General features: G+C 48.3%; 14 protein-coding genes and 1 CRISPR repeat array (1 of these 15 only partly in view). Of the genes, 5 read left to right on the top strand and 9 right to left on the bottom strand.

The genetic code is table 11. The annotated features are described in order from the left end of the window. A CRISPR array of direct repeats spans positions 1-714; the repeat unit is 30 nt; unit sequence GTCTTAATCGTACCTAGTTGGAATTGAAAT (it extends 1,026 nt beyond the left edge of the window). Positions 715-788: 74 nt separating this feature from the next. Beyond that, positions 789-1,325 (bottom strand): NUDIX hydrolase, encoded by a 537-nt coding sequence (locus C5O19_RS03245; protein WP_104713843.1) that lies wholly within the window; start codon positions 1,323-1,325, stop codon positions 789-791. 81 nt (positions 1,326-1,406) lie between these two features. Between C5O19_RS03245 and C5O19_RS03240 the strand changes: the two genes are divergently transcribed. Then, a complete protein-coding gene (locus C5O19_RS03240; protein ID WP_104709883.1) occupies positions 1,407-2,333 on the top strand; it encodes a DUF2911 domain-containing protein in 927 nt (308 codons plus the stop codon). A gap of 161 nt (positions 2,334-2,494) precedes the next feature. On the opposite strand, the gene C5O19_RS03235 is transcribed toward C5O19_RS03240, so the two are convergent. The 4 genes from C5O19_RS03235 to C5O19_RS03220 all read right to left on the bottom strand — a co-directional run bounded on the left by C5O19_RS03235 (position 2,495) and on the right by C5O19_RS03220 (position 7,287). Further along, entirely contained in the window at positions 2,495-3,520 is a 1,026-nt protein-coding gene (locus C5O19_RS03235) for an MlaD family protein (protein ID WP_104709882.1), read from the bottom strand. Then, positions 3,520-4,290, bottom strand: a complete 771-nt coding sequence (locus tag C5O19_RS03230; protein ID WP_102201117.1) for an ABC transporter ATP-binding protein — start codon at positions 4,288-4,290, stop codon at positions 3,520-3,522. Before C5O19_RS03230 ends, C5O19_RS03235 begins: the two co-directional genes overlap by 1 nt. Before the next feature lie 4 nt (positions 4,291-4,294). Next, complete coding sequence (locus C5O19_RS03225) at positions 4,295-5,092, bottom strand: MlaE family ABC transporter permease (RefSeq protein ID WP_094814008.1); 798 nt, start codon at positions 5,090-5,092, stop codon at positions 4,295-4,297. Positions 5,093-5,376: 284 nt separating this feature from the next. After that, a complete protein-coding gene (locus tag C5O19_RS03220) occupies positions 5,377-7,287 on the bottom strand; it encodes an amidophosphoribosyltransferase (protein WP_094814010.1) in 1,911 nt (636 codons plus the stop codon). A gap of 576 nt (positions 7,288-7,863) precedes the next feature. Here C5O19_RS03220 and C5O19_RS03215 point away from each other — a divergent pair. Beyond that, the gene (locus C5O19_RS03215) at positions 7,864-9,381 is read left to right on the top strand and encodes an FAD/NAD(P)-binding protein (RefSeq protein ID WP_104709881.1); all 1,518 of its coding nucleotides are present in this window, start codon (positions 7,864-7,866) and stop codon (positions 9,379-9,381) included. Continuing rightward, the gene (locus tag C5O19_RS03210) at positions 9,381-10,298 is read left to right on the top strand and encodes an AEC family transporter (RefSeq protein ID WP_104709880.1); all 918 of its coding nucleotides are present in this window, start codon (positions 9,381-9,383) and stop codon (positions 10,296-10,298) included. The genes C5O19_RS03215 and C5O19_RS03210 overlap by 1 nt, the downstream gene beginning before the upstream one ends. A gap of 110 nt (positions 10,299-10,408) precedes the next feature. On the opposite strand, the gene C5O19_RS03205 is transcribed toward C5O19_RS03210, so the two are convergent. From C5O19_RS03205 to nuoL, 3 genes are all read right to left on the bottom strand, one after another. Then, complete coding sequence (locus C5O19_RS03205; RefSeq protein WP_104709879.1) at positions 10,409-11,875, bottom strand: NADH-quinone oxidoreductase subunit N; 1,467 nt, start codon at positions 11,873-11,875, stop codon at positions 10,409-10,411. Positions 11,876-11,945: 70 nt separating this feature from the next. Continuing rightward, positions 11,946-13,601 carry a complex I subunit 4 family protein gene (locus C5O19_RS03200; protein WP_104709878.1) on the bottom strand — a complete coding sequence of 552 codons (1,656 nt, stop codon included), beginning with the start codon at positions 13,599-13,601 and terminating at the stop codon, positions 11,946-11,948. Positions 13,602-13,659: 58 nt separating this feature from the next. Continuing rightward, positions 13,660-15,513, bottom strand: coding sequence for an NADH-quinone oxidoreductase subunit L (nuoL, locus tag C5O19_RS03195; RefSeq protein WP_104709877.1), 1,854 nt, complete (start codon positions 15,511-15,513; stop codon positions 13,660-13,662). Positions 15,514-15,705: 192 nt separating this feature from the next. Between nuoL and C5O19_RS03190 the strand changes: the two genes are divergently transcribed. Both C5O19_RS03190 and C5O19_RS03185 read left to right on the top strand, forming a co-directional pair. Next, positions 15,706-16,257, top strand: coding sequence for an acyl-CoA thioesterase (locus tag C5O19_RS03190; protein WP_243406315.1), 552 nt, complete (start codon positions 15,706-15,708; stop codon positions 16,255-16,257). Between the two features lie 169 nt (positions 16,258-16,426). Beyond that, positions 16,427-16,969, top strand: a complete 543-nt coding sequence (locus tag C5O19_RS03185) for a DUF2911 domain-containing protein (protein WP_104709875.1) — start codon at positions 16,427-16,429, stop codon at positions 16,967-16,969. Positions 16,970-17,058: 89 nt separating this feature from the next. Here C5O19_RS03185 and nuoK read toward each other — a convergent pair whose 3' ends face one another. Next, positions 17,059-17,364: an NADH-quinone oxidoreductase subunit NuoK gene (gene nuoK / locus C5O19_RS03180; RefSeq protein WP_094814041.1), complete on the bottom strand. Its 306-nt coding sequence runs from the start codon at positions 17,362-17,364 to the stop codon at positions 17,059-17,061. Between the last annotated feature and the right edge of the window lie 3 nt (positions 17,365-17,367).

Here is a 17,367-nt window from a genome sequence, read left to right as displayed (position 1 = left end):
AGGTCGTTAATACTCTCATTGGTTGTGTCTTAATCGTACCTAGTTGGAATTGAAATGAGACAGGGCAGCTGCGTTAAACATGTTCTTGAAGTGTCTTAATCGTACCTAGTTGGAATTGAAATTTATGAAATCCCCCAGGCCGCCGTTCTGATCGGTACGTCTTAATCGTACCTAGTTGGAATTGAAATAGTGATTTTTAGCGTTTTGAGGTGCGTTCTCTAAATGTCTTAATCGTACCTAGTTGGAATTGAAATCTGACAAAAAAGGCCATACGGCTTAGGCCCGCAGCGGTCTTAATCGTACCTAGTTGGAATTGAAATTGCTGGGTCTGTTCCTGCTGGGAACGCCTGCCATCGTCTTAATCGTACCTAGTTGGAATTGAAATACTGATTTTAATCTCGTATTCCTTCACCACGTTCGAGTCTTAATCGTACCTAGTTGGAATTGAAATGCGTGACCTCGTGCCTGAATTTCCTTCAGATCAAAGTCTTAATCGTACCTAGTTGGAATTGAAATGTTATTTCCTACGCTCAGGTGCAGGCCTCCGTCTACGTCTTAATCGTACCTAGTTGGAATTGAAATTAGGAGCAACCGGGCATTAATTATTAAGTTTCTTATGTCTTAATCGTACCTAGTTGGAATTGAAATGCTGGATTTCCGTCGCCTGCCGCTGACCACTCCGATGTCTTAATCGTACCTAATCGGAATTACACCCCAGCCCCTGCCAAAACCATTTCTAACTAACAAGTCCAAGTCATCTAACCCTTGGACTTGTAGTGAACATCCTCTTAGAACCGTCCGGTTTTGCGTACCATCCGGGCAATAGACTCTTCTTCATTAAGCGTAGTCACGTCTGCAAGCGGAACCCAGCGAATGTCTTTCGACTCCTGATTGATGACGATTGGCTGCGTCGCATCGGCTTCAAACAGAAAGCGTACATCATAATGCAAATGCTCCGGTTCCTGACCCCGGGCGGGGATGGTGTGAATGTCTACATCGAAGATGGTCTCGCTTACAGGCTTTACCGTAACTCCCGTTTCTTCCCAGGCTTCTCGCTGAGCTACTTCCTGTACGTCTGGATTCCCATCGCAGTGCCCGCCAGGCTGAAACCAGCGATCGAGTTTTCGATGGTGCATCAGTAAAACCTGGGTGCGGGTTTCATCTAAAACCCAAGCCGATCCCGTTACGTGACCCACGAGTAAGGTCCGCTCGAAACAGTCTCCGTGTTGCTGGACAAAAGCGGTCAATTCCGTTTTCATCTGTTCTTCTTCCGCCGTGTCGGCTTCGTAACCATTTAGTAACTGTAGTAATCTTTGTCGATTCATAAGCTGGAGGGAATCTTGGAAACCCCGGGCAAATATGCCTACTTTGTTAGCGATAATCCATTGTTTTTTTGCATTGCACACATGAAATCATCTCTTTTTGCAGCCTTATCTCTGGGCTTACTCATTGGCTTTCAGAGCCATGCTCAGCGTACGCCTTCACCTAGCCCGGCCGCTAGCCTTACCCAAACGGTTGGCATTACAGACTTCCAGGTAAACTATTCACGTCCAGGTCTGAAAGGCCGTGCTGCCTTTGGTACTACCGCTGATGCCCAAACGGTTCGCCCCTATGGACAAGTCTGGCGGACGGGAGCCAATGCCGCTACCACGGTTAAACTGAGTACAGACGCTAGTTTTGAAGGACAGAACTTACCGGCGGGTACGTACTCGCTGTTCAGCATTCCGGCGGCTTCGGGCAACTGGACGGTTATTTTCAACAAAGACGTGAACGCTACGGAACAAAGCTACAAACCCGAAGATGACGCTTTACGCGTGAATGTAGCTCCGCAAAATCATGGAAAATTGGAATCGTTCACGATCTGGTTTTCGGATTTGACGGACAGTACGGCCCATTTCAACTTCGGCTGGGATCAAACCATGGTTGCTACGAAAGTAGCCGTAAAAACCTCGGCTCTGGTAGAAGCAGGGGTAGCTAAATCGCTGGCTGAAAAACCCGAAGATCCAGCCGTAAACCAACGGGCAGCAAACTATTACCTGAGTCAGGGCAAAGATTTGCAGAAAGGCCTGACGCTGATCGATAAAGCCTTGGCGGCGGGTGAAAACTACCAGAAGCTCTGGACGAAGGCTCAATTGCTGATGAAGCTTTCTAACTTCAAAGAAGCCCTGCCCGTAGCTCAGAAAGCTCTGGCTCTGGGTAACGCCAACCCGGACAATGCCTTCAACGTGTTCTTCAAAGGTCAGATCGAAAATGGTTTGAAAGATATTCAGGCGAAACTACCCTCAGTAGATGAGATGAAGAAGAAGGTCTCTGGCAAGAAGAAAAAGGCCTAGTTGATACGTTTAGGTATTGGTTATTAATTACTTGTTGTTACCCAACAAGAGATCCCGGATGTTTCCATCCGGGATCTCTTGTTATAAAGAAGTATTATACTCACTTTCTATTGATTCTCCTCAGACCATTCACCCACCATCCACTGAAAACTCAAAACGCACTAAGGTTGTGCATTTTTCAGCGAATCCTTCGCGGCTTTGGCTGCTTTCTTCTCTTCCCGACGGAAGTAGCCCCGGAACAGGAAGTTGTGTTTGAGAGCCTCCATATTCTGGTCGAGCTTTCGGCTGCTGCTTTCCAGATTTTTCAAAAGCGATTTTACATCGTTTGAAGTATTCTTATCGTTCAGCAAAAGTCCTAGTGTGTTATCCGTGCTTTTCAACTGGTTACTGGCAGATACGACATTATTCGTCGCTACCGATGCCCGATCGGCAATTTCTTTAGCGGACGAAGTTGCCTGCTGTAACTGACGTACGGACGTTTTGATGTTGGCGTACACGCTCGTATCCGTTACCAGCTCATGGGCCAGACTTCCTTTGGTATTGAGTTTCGCAGCGTAGTTGGAAAGCGAGCCCGACATGCGGTTTGCATTGGCGGAAGCCCGTTCCAGGTTGTTAATCGTTGAACGGAACTGTTCTGCCAGCAGTGAATCGGTCAGTACGGCTCCGACGGTACCTTTTCCACGAGCGATTTTTGATACTAATCCTTTAAAGTCAGTCGTGATCTTAAGCAGGTTTTTGTTGTTTTCCTGCAAAGTTTCCATGATCTGATCGGTACCCAGTACGGTTTTCGCCTGAATAATGTCGCCATCATCCACCATGGCCAGCTGCGGAGAGCCGCCTTCAATCACTACAATTTTATTACCAATGAAGCCCTCGGAGCTGATGGCCGCCCGGGCATCCTTGTGGATGTACTGCTGGGCTTCTTTTTCTATATTCATGGTCACCTCTACCTGCGATTTCCCGTAGAAGTGTACCTGTTTTACGGTACCGACTTTCACCCCCGAAAACCAGACGTTGTTACCCGTTTTCAAGCCTCCAACATCGTCAAAAACGGCGGATACTTCAATACTTTTAATGAAGCGTTTTTGCTGTCCGCCCAAAAACAGTACGCCTACCACAAATATGACGATGCCCAGGAATACAAAAATTCCTACCTGAACCGATCGTTTGTTTTCTCCTGTGCTCATTAGTCAATAAAATTATATTCATAAAACTGTTTCACCCGTTCTTCATCCGAGGCAAATACTTCTTCAAATGTACCCTGACGCTGAAACTGACCGTCTAGTAACATAGCGATGCGGTCACCCGTAGTTTTCGCACAGGTCAGGTCATGGGTAATGATGATGGAAGTCGTATTGTGCTGAGCCTGAACCTGATTAATCAAATTGTTAATCTCTGCGGAAGTAATCGGATCCAGACCCGCCGTGGGCTCATCGTATAGCATGATTTCGGGTTTCAGAATCAGGGTACGGGCGATACCGATCCGTTTACGCTGACCACCCGAAAGCTGGGAAGGCATTTGATGAATCGTCTGCGACAGGCCTACGTCTTCCAGAGCTTCTTCAATGGCCGCATTGATTTCCTTTCTACTTAGGTTACGTACGTTGCGAATCAGGGGGAATTCCAGATTCTCATAGACGGTCATACTATCGTAGAGAGCACTGTTCTGAAACGAAAAACCAATCTTCAGACGTAAAGCGTCCAGTTCCTTGGAATTGAGCGTCCCTACTTCTTCGCCCAGTACTTTTACCGACCCTTCGTCGGCTTTCAGTAACCCGGAAATGATTTTAATTAAAACGGACTTACCCGTACCGGACCGACCCAGTACTACTAAGTTCTCACCCTTGTATATGTCAAGATCAACCCCTCGCAGTACCGTCAGGCTGCCGAAAGACTTCTTCAGTCCGCGAATGTCAATGACTTTATTGCTCGTATCTATTTTTGCCTGTTTCTTCATAAGATCATCCGGGGAGTAGTGCCATGACAATTTGCAGCGAAAGCAGCTCTTCAATGAAAATCAGAAACATGGAAAGTACTACCGACGTATTGGCCGCCTTTCCAACCCCTTCCGTTCCTTTGGAAGAATGGTAGCCTTTATAACAGCCTACCGTTCCAATTGTGAATCCAAAAACGAACGATTTGGTAATCGAGGCAAAAACATCCGTAAACGTAATGGTATTAAAAACCTGCGTAAAGTAGGTCTGAAAGCTGGTGGCTTCGTGCTGGTGAATATTAATGAAACCGCCGAGCAAGGCCAGAATCGTTGTATAGACCGTAAGAATCGGAATCATCGTTGTGGTGGCAATAACCCGGCTAACGACCAGAAACTTGAACGGATTCGTAGCAGAAACTTCCATCGCGTCAATTTGTTCGGTTACGTTCATGGAACCTAGCTCGGCACCAATATTTGACCCGACTTTTCCAGCCGCAATCAGCGACGTAACCAGCGGAGCCAAAGCCCGCACAATGGCAATGGCAATCAGCGAAGGGAGCCAGGAGACAGCCCCGAATTCAGAAAGTGACGGACGCGACTGGTTCACAAAAACGATACCCGTAATAAAACCAGTCAGCGAAATGAGGGGAAGTGACTTCACGCCTACCTCAAAACATTGCTTAACGATTTCCTTGAATTCGTATGGAGGCAAAAACGCTTCCTTAAAAATTCGAATAACAAACAGAAAGACGTCATGCAAATCCAAGAAAAAGCGATTGATCCGGCTTAGGCGTTTACTGCCATCTTGGGTATCAGTTTTATTCATTCGATAGGATGGTCTATAAAGCAGATCTGAAAACTCAGAACGTACTCTGGAGGATTTTCACGGCGACTAAAGGTTGTCAGATGGTTTAATAAAAAATCATACCTCATCTGCTCATTGAGGCTGCGAAGATACAACGAGCCCTTTATGGCAGTACTATGGCCCGTCGAAATTCCAGACGAGCTAGTCTATTTTATACACCAGCGTACTCGAATTCAGACTTTTGGAACACAAGAAAAAGACCAGCCTTCGTTGAAAGCTGGTCTTTTTCTGACACGTTAAAACTATTAGAAAGCTCCGTAAGCCCGTTCGTTGCCTTTACCAATCATGTAATTGACAAAAGCCCGGTTTACCACTTTATTTCCGCCCGGTGTTGGATAGTTTCCGGTGAAATACCAGTCACCCGTATGGTTCGGACACGCTTTGTGCAGGTCGTCCACGGTTTGGTAAATGATGGAAACTTCCGCCTGACAGTTTTTCGGCGTTACGATTTCAGCAATTTTCTTGGAAATCTGTTCGTCCGTAAAGGGTTCGTAGAGGGCTTTCACGTAGTTTTCCTGCGTGGCGTAACCATTCTCCAAGGCGTCTTTACAACGGGCCAGCGTTTCTTCGAGCAGCTCTTCGCGGTTTTCTTCTTCCAGTAATTTCAATACGGCCCGGAACGCTACGAAATCCTTCATTTTCGACATGTCAATGCCGTAGCAGTCGGGGTAACGAATTTGCGGAGCAGAGCTGACAATCACGATTTTCTTGGGTTCCAGCCGGTCGAGCATCCGCAAAATCGAACGTTCTAACGTCGTACCCCGTACGATGGAATCATCAATCAGTACAATCGTGTCTTCTTTCTTTTTGATTACTTCGAAAGTCGTCTCATACACGTTCGATACCATCTCGTCCCGGTGGGTATCGTTGGTAATGAACGTACGCAGTTTAACATCTTTGGAAATAATCTTCTCTGTACGCGGACGGAAGGAAAGCAGACGATCCAGGTCTTCCTCGAAAAGAACCCCTTCGCGAATGTGTTTCTTACGCTCTTTAACCAGATGTTCATCCAGCCCTTCAACTAAACCGAAAAAGGCCGTTTCTGCTGTATTGGGAATATAACTAAAGACCGTATTGGCCAGATCGTTATCAATTTCCTTTAGAATCTGGGGCAACACCAGCTTACCCAGATTTTTACGTTCCCGATAAATGTCCGGATCGGAAGCCCGTGAGAAATAAATTCGCTCGAACGAGCAGGATTTTTTCTCCAGCGGATCGCGGAATTGTTCTTCGCGGTACTCGCCGTTCGTATCAATGATCAGAGCGTTGCCCGGTCCGATTTCCGCAATTTCGTCGTAATCACAATTGAACGACATTTTAATCGCGGGCTTTTCAGAAGCCACAACAATGACTTCATCATCAGCGTAGTAATACGCCGGCCGAATCCCTGCCGGGTCACGAGCTACGAATGCCGCTCCTGAACCCAACATGCCACACATCGTATAGCCCCCGTCAAAATCACGGCAGGACCGCTGTAACATACGAGCTACGTCAATGTTTTCTTCAATCAGGGAAGTCAGTTGCTGATTATCTTCGGGAAACAGAGGTTTGAAACGGTCGAATTGACGCTGTACTTCCTCATCCAGGAAGTGGCCAATTTTTTCCATCACCGTTACTGTATCTACCTTGTCTTTGGGGTGTTGCCCCAGGGAAACCAACTTATCGAACAATTCATCGACGTTGGTCATATTGAAGTTACCGGCTACGACCAGATTCCGACTCCGCCAGTTGTTCTGACGCAGAAACGGGTGGCAGTTTTCGATTTCATTTTTACCGTGCGTACCGTACCGCAGGTGTCCCATCCAGACTTCTCCCGTAAAGCCGTAATTTTCCTGTAACCATTCGGCGTTCAGGTACTTCTTCGAATCTTCTTTCTCGGCCTTACGATACTTTTTATTGATTTTCTCGAAGATGTCTTCGATGGGCTTGGCCTCCACGGAGCGGTACCGACTGATGAAGCGATACCCGGGAGCTACATTGAGTTTGATATTCGCTATGCCTGCCCCATCCTGTCCCCGGTTTGCCTGCTTGTTCATGAGCAGGGCCATCTTGTTTACGGCATATAAGGGCGTGCCGTACTTGTCGATGTAATACTGGAGCGGTTTGCGGAGGCGGAGAAGAGCGATCCCGCACTCGTGTTTGATTTCGTCGGACATTTAGGATGTCGTTTTGACTGCTCGCTTAATGAAGTAAATTTCCTTGAACCGAAATTACAACTTTAAGCCGGGAATGGTTCAACAAAAGTTCACAAAAAATTCACACTCGCATCAACGTCCGAATCGGACTTGGAATTGTTCAATTTCTCTAGTACTTACGTTGACGTACTCGTTTTTGGTTTCCGCCGTAGACTTATCAACAGTGAATTCATCCAAAATAATCGGGCCATCTTCCTAAAAATAGAACTTATTCCGCCGATTTGCCAAATATTTCCCTAGCCACTGTGCCTTAGTAACAAATCAATGAATAGCGAGTTCAATTAATCACCTAATAAACAAAAAGTCACGCATTCACGGAATCTCTATACGTTGACTTTCGTATCCGCTTCAGTGCCTACGTATCCCTACCTCCTCAAAATCAGGGCATGTTTTTTTAATGCTTTTTTAATACCACGATACTCGTGTATGCTTAAGGGCTTTTCGACCTAAGCAGTACTGACCATCTTTTTGATCCGATAGCCCATTCGAATTCTACCCTTAGCCCGGGAAATCAAGAGTCGAGAAAAACCCACGCAAATGAATCAGAACTACCGGCAAACCATTGCCATTATTGGAGCGGGAGCCAGCGGAACCACCTGCTTGATCCAGCTTGTCCTTAAATACGTTGTCAACTGCTGTACTACTCCCCTCCGCCTATTGCTTTTCGAACGCAAACCGGAATTTGGTCCTGGCCTTGCCTATGGTACGGGTCAGGAAGGGCACTTACTCAATACCAAAGCGGGACTCATGGGGATTGTACCCGGCGAACGGCTGCACTTTGTTGACTGGATGCATACCAACAAAGCCGCTATTGAAAAAGAGTATCTCGATCTGGAAATTAGTCCGGACTCGTACCCGCCCCGCATGCTTTTTGGTAGTTATGTGAAGGCCATGCTTCAGGAATACACCGATCTGGCAGCAGAGCATGATATTGAGATAGAAAAGGTTCAGGACGAAATCATTGATGCTCAATTGCTTGACGATGATCGTTTTGAATTGAAGTCGACGCAGGGAGAAATCTTTTTGTGCGATTACGCCATTCTGGCCACGGGTAATCCGGCTCCTTCTGCTTTTCAGGAATTTAAAGATTTACCGCAGTTTCTGATGTCTCCCTGGCCCTCCAAAAAAGTCTTGGAAACCATACGCGACAAAGAGGCTTCCGTAGCCATTATCGGGAGTAGCCTGACAGCCATTGATGCCCTCATTACGCTGGTGTCCAATGAGCATAAGGGCAAGATTCGTTTCTTTTCGAAAACCGGGTTACTTCCCCGTGTACAAGCCGCTCAGGAAGTGCCTTTTGACCGAAAATACCTGACGCTTCCCACGATTCGGAAGTGTATTCGTGAAAAACGCAGGGCTTTGCGAGTCACGGACCTGATCCGGCTTTTCAAGAAAGAGGTGGAAGAGCATCAGCCCCTGAAACCCGAATGGTCGATTGAAAAACGTACGGCAAAGGATACGCTTCCCTTGCTGGAGGAAGATCTTCAGCAGGCCTATGAAGGCAGTAACCTCTACCAGAATATTCTGTACGACATGCGGGATGATATCTATCCCATCTGGCAATTACTCTCCGCTGATCAGAAATTACTTTTCTTATCGTGGGTAAAACCCTTTTACGACATCAACCGGCACTCCATTCCCATTAAAAACGGAGAGAAGCTCGCCGCTTTGCTCAAACAAGGTCAGCTAAGCATTACGGGCAGCAGTAAGGATCTGGAATGGGATGGCAAGCGATTTGTGCTACAAATGCAGGATGGATCGACCGAGTACGCAGATTTTGTCATCAATGCGTCCGGTCCGGCGGTTACAGTTGATGAAATGGTTGATCAACCCCTGCTCAAGCAATTGCTGGGAAAAGACCTGATCCGTAGTTATGAAGCAGGTGGTATCGTGGTTGATCTGCGTACCATGCAGGTCGTAGCCGATCAGACTGCCGGAAATTTGTACGCCATCGGGCAACCCTTAGCAGGCATCCAGCACGAAGTAAATTCCCTTTGGTTTAATGTGGAACAGGCGGATTTGCTTACCAATCACCTGCTTGAAAAGATCAGCTGATGGAGATACTACAGGAATTATTACGTAAGGTACTGCCACTGTACGGGTTCATCATCCTGGGCTTTTTTGCTACCCGTAAATGGGGTCTCCAAAGCAAGTGGATTTCGAAAGTGATGCTCTATGCTCTGATTCCCCTCATCATCATTGAGAATCTGCTGAAAGCAGACTTGGCCGAAACGGCAGTCATTGGGGCCATCGTTTTCATTCTGGCCTGCCTGATGAACCTTCCTGCCCTGCTAACAACCCGCTTTCTGGCGAAGGATCTGAATCCGAACATGCTGAAAAGCAGCTTTTCGTACTATAACATTGGCTGGTTTGGCATACCCGTGGTGATGGCCCTATTCGGAGACGAACAAATGCCGCTGATCATCAGTGCATACGTAGGAAATGCCTTGTATGGTGACACGGTTTGTTACTATTTGATGTCACGAACCAAGGATATTCCCGTGAAGGAATCTGTACTGAATGTTTTCAAAATTCCCGCCATTTACGCCTGCGTACTGGCGATTATTCTGAACGTGCTTGAGGTAGAAGTACCCGAAAGTATGGAAGTAGTGGGCGACGTGGTTAGCTGGGTCGTATCGGCCTCTGGGATGCTGTTGATTGGCATTACGCTGGAAAAGATTGATTTCAAAGAAATTCCTTACGCTACCTTTGCCAAGATCCTGAGCGTACGCTACATCGCGGGAGCGATCATCCTGGTAGCTTTAGTTTTCCTGGAAAAGGGCTTAATTGGCCGACTGGACGAAGATCAGAGTAAGCTAATGCTACTGCTTGCCAGTTTCCCCATTGCGGCCAATCTGGTCGTGTTTGCCACGAATCTGGATACCGAAAAAGAAAATTCAGCTCTGTTGGTTGGCTTGTCTTCCATCGCTTCGCTGGTCCTGGTGCCAGCAGTTTGTCTGGTATTGTTTTAGGAGATACACACGTCTAAAAAAATGAAACCGCAGCCTTTTAAGGGTTGCGGTTTCATTTTCTAGTAATGTCTTGTACAATTTAGTAAGTACGATATTCCTTTCGGACCTTTCTAATTAACAAACCCCGCAATCCAGTTCATCAGCCAATCCGTACGCAGGAACAGGGCAATAATGGGAATTACCAGCACCAGAGCGAGGATCACCTGCGGCCAGCGGAGCGATACCAGGGGTTGCCCCGGTTCGGCTGTTTTGAAGAATAGGGCGTAAGGAATTTTCACGTAAAAAGCCAGGGAAACCGCCGTATTGAGCAAGCCAAAGACGAACAGTACCAGGAAGAGCGATGCGTTCGTATGCTGATACGCCTCCCAGAGCGAACTAAAGATGAGTAGCTTGGCCGAAAATCCAACCGTCAACGGCAAGCCTACCAGCGAAATAAAAGCGATACTGAGCAAAATAGCGGGTAACGGCTGTTGCCGCCCTACCCCACTAAAACTTTGAATGGGTACTTCATTTTTCGAACGGGACGTCGATAAAATGTCAATCAGCAGAAAGCAGGCCATACTGGCGAAGACATAACTCCCCAGGTAGAACGTAGCCGTTTGCTGACCCAATTCCGAAAAAGCCACTAAACCCACCAGAACAAACCCCGACTGAGCAATGGAAGAATACGCCATGAGTCGCTTGGCTTCGGTTTGCCACAGGGCCGAGAAATTGCCTACGGTAATGGTGGCCAGCGAAAGCACGGCTAGTACGGGCTGGAAATTCAATGGCAGTACGCTAAATAAACGCATCAAAACCAGAAAAGCCACCGCCTTCGGTGCTACCGAAAAAAAGGAAACGACGGGTGTGTCAGCTGCTTCATAGACGTCGGGATTCCAGACCTGAAAGGGTACCGCCGAAACCTTGAAAAGTAACCCACTGATCGCCAGTAAAATGGCCGACGCCGATACCAGCGGATCGGTTTCGAGCAACGCCCGACTAAAGCTCGGATTGGTGAAATCAAGCGTACTGGTCAGGCCATACAACAGACTCATTCCGTACAGCATCAGGGCCGATGCGACGGACCCGAACAGCACGTATTTCATACCCCCCTCGGAGCTTTTCCGGTCGCCGCGAAGGGCGGTGAGGATGTAACTAGAAATGGATACGACTTCCAGAGAAAGGTACACCATCAGCAGATTCGTAGCCATCGACAGCACCAGCAATCCGAATACCGTGCCGACGAGTACGGAGAAAAATTCGCCCGACCACCGCCGTCCCGTCACCCAACTGTGTAAAATGGTAATTAGAGCGGTCAGCGTCACCAGTAGCTTAAAGAAAATAGCCCGGTCGTCGAGCCGCAGCATGGATCCAAACAGGACGCCCCGCGGCTGTATCTGCCACTGTTGCACCAGCAATACTCCCAGAAAAGCAAAGGCCAGAAAGGTCAGTCCGTGAAAGAATCCCCCCCGACTTTCGGCGTGTACTTCGGGAGCAATTAAATCCCAGGTAATAATTCCCACAAAAGCCACTACCAGCCAAACTTCGGGAGTGAAGCCGGAAAGACTGGCCAGAATGTGGTCGAGTTTTTGAAGCATGGTACGTATAGGCCGTTCGCTCCAGGCGGCAGGCTGTTATGGACGAAGGACCAAGGTCCTTTTCATTGCGTTAAAAGTGTTTCATGAACTCCAGGACGTAACCTTCGGTAATGGCGAATACGGTGCCCGGGAGTATTCCGAAAAACAGAGAAAGCAGTGCTAGAGGTATCAGCATGAGTTTTTCCCGAACATTGAGATCCGTCAACAACTGGGCGTCGTGCGTGGACCAGCGTTTGCCCAGAAAGACCCGCTGGAAGGTCCAGAGGAAATAGCCCGCTCCCAGAATCAAACCAAAGCCCCCCGCTACCACCATCCACACGGGAATGTACAGCGAGTTAAAGGCTCCCATCAGACTAAAAAATTCTCCGATAAAACCCGAGAAACCGGGTAAACCCAGGGAAGCAAAAAAAGCGATGGCTGTCAAACCCGTATAGGCAGGCATGGTACTGGCGAGTCCCTGATAATGGTCAATGTTCCGGTCGTGCGTTCGGGCGTACACCACACCCACCACCAGAAACAGCATGGGTGAAAGAATACCGTGCGAAAACAGCTGATAGATGGCCGCATTGGCTCCCTCGGGCGTGAGGGCCGCTAAGCCCAGTAACACAAAGCCCATGTGCGAAACGGAAGAATAGGCAATGAGCCGTTTGAGATCTTTCTGACTTAGGGCATTGAAGGCTCCGTAAACGATACTCAAGACGCCCAGCCCGGCAATCCAGTCGGCAAAGTAAATGGCTCCGTCGGGGAAGATTTCGTAGGCAATCCGGAAGAATCCGTATCCGCCAATTTTCAGCAAAATCCCTGCCAGTACGACCGAAATCGGCGTGGGAGCTTCCACGTGGGCATCGGGCAACCAGGTATGCAGGGGCACCATCGGAAGCTTCACGGCAAAACCAATGAAGAGCATCAGAAAAGCCAGCAACCGGGCCGATAAACCGAAGATTTCGTGACCGGCCATGGTACTCAGCAGGGACTCGGGCACAAAATTGCGAGGATTCGTAAGGTACGGGATCTCGAAAGTATGAACGAGCTGAGCCGGATCAATCTGTAACTGGCTCACCAGTGATTGTACCTCGGCCAGTACGTCTCCCGTAATCTGGGCCCGATCCTGTACCAGTCCAATGTTCAAAGCCGTCTCCACCGGATCAATCACTGAGAGGTACAAACCAATCATCACCAGTAGAATGAATACAGAACCGGCCAGCGTATAAATGAAGAATTTCAAACTGGCGTATTCCCGCCGGGGGCCACCCCAGATACCGATAAGAAAGTACATCGGCAGCAGCATGAATTCGAAGAACAGGAAGAACAGGAACAGGTCGAGAGCAACGAAACAGCCTACCACACTACCCATCAGTAACAGGTACAAAGCATAATACGCCCGTTCTTTTTCCTTGATTTCGAAGGAAGATACCGCTCCCACCAACATCACCAGACTCGTCAGCCAGACCATCGGTAAGCTCAACCCATCCGTTCCTACGGAATAATCAATGGAAATAATACCGAACTGCCCCAGAGCCATCGTAATCCAGTCGTGATTTTCGGCGAACTGATACCCCACCAGTTGCGGATCGAACTGAAACCACAGCCAGCTACTCAAGGCAAGATGAACGGTACACAACAGCACCGTAAGCCAGCGGCAGGCGGTGCGGGCTGTCTCGGGTAGCAGTAACAACAGCACCGCTCCGAGAAAAGGTAAAGCTATAAGGGTAGTCAGTATCGGCATTTTTCTAAGTATACAATGGAAAAGTAATCCTCCTTTTCCGGCTAAAATTTCATTCGTACTACCAGGTCCACCAGATCAGCAAAGCCGCCAGTCCCATGACCATCGCTACGATGTACGACTGAATTTTTCCACTCTGCACCTGACGGGTCGTATCCCCCATCGTTCGGCTCAACCAGGCCAGAGCTGCCACCAGGCCATCAATGACATTCCGATCAAACCAGCCCACCAGATGAGCCAGAATGACCTGTAGTTTAGCAATTCCATCCACGATGCCATCCACCACAACCCGATCCAGCCAGGTACAGAATTGGGCAAACTTGAGTACGGGTTGTACGAAAAAGCGTTGATAAACAGCATCTAGAGTGGTGAGCGGCGTATCCCGTAACGATTCCGCATCGGGTACCGAACGGTAACGAATCCAGGCCAGGGCAATGCCTCCTACTGCCACGGCGGTCGAACCCAGGGCTACCAGCGGAGCAAAGTGCTCGCCCAGCGGATTAATTGAAAACGCAAAAGGCAGCGATAATAACGCCAGCCCTACGAGCGGACCTTTCTGCAGCCAAGACGATTCATGGACCTGATCCAGCGATAGGATTGGGTTTCGCCAATTCCCGAAAAAGACGATCCGCCACTGTTTCGCCATGTAAAAGGCCGTTAAACCCGCTGAGATAAGAGCCAAAATGGGAAAAATCAGTTGCCAGGAATGAGCCGTATGTGTAAAGGCTTCGTGCAGAATTTCATCCTTCGAAAGGAATCCCGCCGTCAGGGGCAATCCCGCCAGAGCCGCCGCACAAACCGTATAAGCCAGAAAGGTTACGGGTAACTGTTTCCGTAAGCCGCCCATCAGGCGTACGTCCTGAGCGTCGAATCCGTGACCCGCGTGGTGCAGTGAGTGAATGACTGAACCCGAAGACAAAAACAAACCCGCTTTGAAGAAAGCGTGCGTAAACAGATGAAACAGAGCCGCCTGCGGAGCCCCTACCCCCAAGGCCAGTACCATCAGACCGAGTTGGGAAATGGTGGAATAGGCCAGCGTTTTCTTAATATCGGTTTGCGAGAGGGCGTACACGGCTCCCATTACCATCGTAATGGTTCCGATACTGGCAATAACGACTAAGGCGTCGGGCGTCAGGATTGGGAAAATTCGAGCAAGCAGGTATACGCCAGCCGCAACCATCGTAGCCGCATGAATCAGGGCCGATACGGGAGTTGGCCCTTCCATGGCGTCGGGTAACCAAATGTGCAGGGGAAACTGAGCCGATTTAGCAATGGTACCGCAGAATAGTAACAGTCCGATCGCCGTCAGGTACGGATCGGACCCTTCGGCCATCCCCGCGAACGTCGAAAAGTCGAGGGTGCCGAAGCGATGATAGACACCAAATACGCCCAGAGCCAGCCCGACGTCCCCGACTCGGTTAACCAAAAAAGCTTTTTTGGAAGCGGCAATGGCCTCTTTTTTCGTGAACCAGAAGCCAATCAGCAGGTACGAGCTTAGCCCTACCAATTCCCAGAAGACGTATAAGACGAGTAAATTATGGGCCAGTACAATGCCCAACATCGAACCGACAAACAACTGTAGAAAGCCAAAATACCGAAAGCGGGCGGCGTCTTCCCGCATGTATTCAATGGAAAAAAGCTGCACGAGCGAGGCGATAAACAGCACCAGTCGCAGCATCCGTAACGTCAGCTCATCGACGCGAAAACCGAAACTGAGTTTCGCCGTAAGCCAGGGATAAGCAACGGCCGTAACGTCCTGATCAGTTAATAGATAGGAAAGGGCCAATCCTGAAGCGGATAATCCCAGCCCCAACCAGCCCGCTGGTGTATTGGCTTTTTTCCCCGAAAGTATAAGCAGTAAAAACCCAGCGAACGGCAAAAGCAAGGTGATCCAGAGCAGTAGTTCGGGGTTCATGTAACAATACTTGGGAAGCGATTTCGATCAGACCTACGAAAAGAGTATGGCAGAAATCTTGTTAATTCGTCGGCAAATATCCGTTCTCCGTTTGGGAAAACCAATTGAATTAGTAGACAAAAGCACTTGTTTTTGAAATTTATTTAGAATTCTTCCAAATAAATTTCAACTCACTTCTTAACGCACTCGCACGTGGAGCCTAAATCTGTTTCATATTCCCAGACTACCATTACCGAACTGATGATTCCGAGCTATGCCAATTTCGGCGGCAAGATCCACGGCGGTATTCTTTTGTCATTAATGGATAAAGCGGCCTACGCCTGTGCATCCAAACATGCCAGTACGTACGTAGTTACAGTAGCCGTTGATCACGTGGAGTTTTTACAGCCCGTGGAAGTGGGGCAACTGGTATCGTTGCTGGCTTCGGTCAATTATGTTGGAAAAAGCTCCTTGATCGTAGGGATTCGGGTCATTGCCGAATCCATCAAGACGGGCGAAAAGGTCCATACGAATACCAGTTATTTTACCATGGTCGCCAAAGATGAAGAAACTAATCAGCCTACACTAGTGCCGCCTTTATTGCTGGAAACCCGCGAAGATGCCCGTCGTTTTCTGGAAGCTTTAAAGCGAAAAGAAATCCGGAAAGCCTATCAGAATGAATTAAATAACGCAAAAACCAGTCTGGCTGTCGAAGAGGATTTACCTTTGCTGGCTGGAGAACGTTGCGTACTGGGAACGATTTAAAGGCCTTTGTTACGCTTAGATTTTATGGTTTAGCTGTACATGCGGTGAAATTTTTTAGGCTTTCCATGAGTATGTTTTTCACCCCATCTACTCTAATTCAAGTATAAGGCTCTTCGTACTGAAATAGTCTTGAGCATTTAGCGTTCACTGAACGTTTTGCATACAACTTATGAAAAAAGTAATCATTGCTCTGGTTGTCGTAGGTGGACTGGCGGCACTTTCGGCGTTTCTGTACAAGCAGTACGCCAAGCCTTTAAGTCAGGAGGCTCATGCTCGTTTCAACCAAAACGGACTTCGCCTGGAAGTTACCTACTGCCAGCCTGCCAAAAAAGGACGAACCATTTTTGGTGATTCTTCCACGCGTGCCCTGGTTCCCTACGGAAAAGTCTGGCGGACGGGAGCTAACGAAGCCACGAAACTGACCGTCAATCACAATGTAACGCTGGCCGGGCACCCTCTAAAAGCGGGCGAATATACGCTCTGGACCATCCCCGGACCGCAGGACTGGCAAGTAGTCATCAATCAGGAAACGGGTCAGTGGGGTACGGAATACGATGCATCCAAAGACCTCTTTCGTGCCGCTGTGCCTTCCCATCAGGTACCAGAAGTGCAAGAACTTTTTGAAATAAGCTTTATGCCCCAAACGGGCGGTACTGATCTGGTACTCCACTGGGATCATACGGAAGTAGCGGTTCCGATTCGTACCCAATAAAAAAAGGCTGGTCCATGAGTACCAGCCTTTTTTTATTACCTCAATCCTCGGTGCATAGCATCCGTTCGAAAGGGCTATTGCATGCTTGTCTAATCTTTTAGTTCGGAAACTTCGTCCAGTTGTACCGTTTGGAAGTGTTGAAAAACTTTCAGTACGATTGCCAGAGCTACCACAATTTCGGCCGCTGCTACAATGATTACGAAGAGACTGAAAAACTGCCCGGTCAAATCCGTATCAAAGCGACTGAAAGCCACCAGATTAAGATTAGCCGCGTTGAGCATCAGTTCAATGCCCATCAGTACGACAATGGCATTTCGCTTGACAATGACTACGGCCAAGCCGATACTGAACAGTAAGGCCGCCGTTAGCAGGAAATAAGAAAGTGGAATTTGCATACG

Source organism: Siphonobacter curvatus (genome assembly GCF_002943425.1).
Lineage (GTDB): Bacteria > Bacteroidota > Bacteroidia > Cytophagales > Spirosomataceae > Siphonobacter > Siphonobacter curvatus.
Note: the sequence above shows the minus strand (reverse complement) of the source record. Positions and strands in the feature narration are given on the sequence as shown.

Excerpts from the sequence above, each read along its gene's own strand:
- C5O19_RS03245 (WP_104713843.1), bottom strand. The coding sequence starts at position 1,325 with ATGAATCGACAAAGATTACTACAGTTACTAAATGGTTACGAAGCCGAC.
- C5O19_RS03240 (WP_104709883.1), top strand. The coding sequence starts at position 1,407 with ATGAAATCATCTCTTTTTGCAGCCTTATCTCTGGGCTTACTCATTGGC.
- C5O19_RS03235 (WP_104709882.1), bottom strand. The coding sequence starts at position 3,520 with ATGAGCACAGGAGAAAACAAACGATCGGTTCAGGTAGGAATTTTTGTA.
- C5O19_RS03230 (WP_102201117.1), bottom strand. The coding sequence starts at position 4,290 with ATGAAGAAACAGGCAAAAATAGATACGAGCAATAAAGTCATTGACATT.
- C5O19_RS03225 (WP_094814008.1), bottom strand. The coding sequence starts at position 5,092 with ATGAATAAAACTGATACCCAAGATGGCAGTAAACGCCTAAGCCGGATC.
- C5O19_RS03220 (WP_094814010.1), bottom strand. The coding sequence starts at position 7,287 with ATGTCCGACGAAATCAAACACGAGTGCGGGATCGCTCTTCTCCGCCTC.
- C5O19_RS03215 (WP_104709881.1), top strand. The coding sequence starts at position 7,864 with ATGAATCAGAACTACCGGCAAACCATTGCCATTATTGGAGCGGGAGCC.
- C5O19_RS03210 (WP_104709880.1), top strand. The coding sequence starts at position 9,381 with ATGGAGATACTACAGGAATTATTACGTAAGGTACTGCCACTGTACGGG.
- C5O19_RS03205 (WP_104709879.1), bottom strand. The coding sequence starts at position 11,875 with ATGCTTCAAAAACTCGACCACATTCTGGCCAGTCTTTCCGGCTTCACT.
- C5O19_RS03200 (WP_104709878.1), bottom strand. The coding sequence starts at position 13,601 with ATGCCGATACTGACTACCCTTATAGCTTTACCTTTTCTCGGAGCGGTG.
- nuoL (WP_104709877.1), bottom strand. The coding sequence starts at position 15,513 with ATGAACCCCGAACTACTGCTCTGGATCACCTTGCTTTTGCCGTTCGCT.
- C5O19_RS03185 (WP_104709875.1), top strand. The coding sequence starts at position 16,427 with ATGAAAAAAGTAATCATTGCTCTGGTTGTCGTAGGTGGACTGGCGGCA.
- nuoK (WP_094814041.1), bottom strand. The coding sequence starts at position 17,364 with ATGCAAATTCCACTTTCTTATTTCCTGCTAACGGCGGCCTTACTGTTC.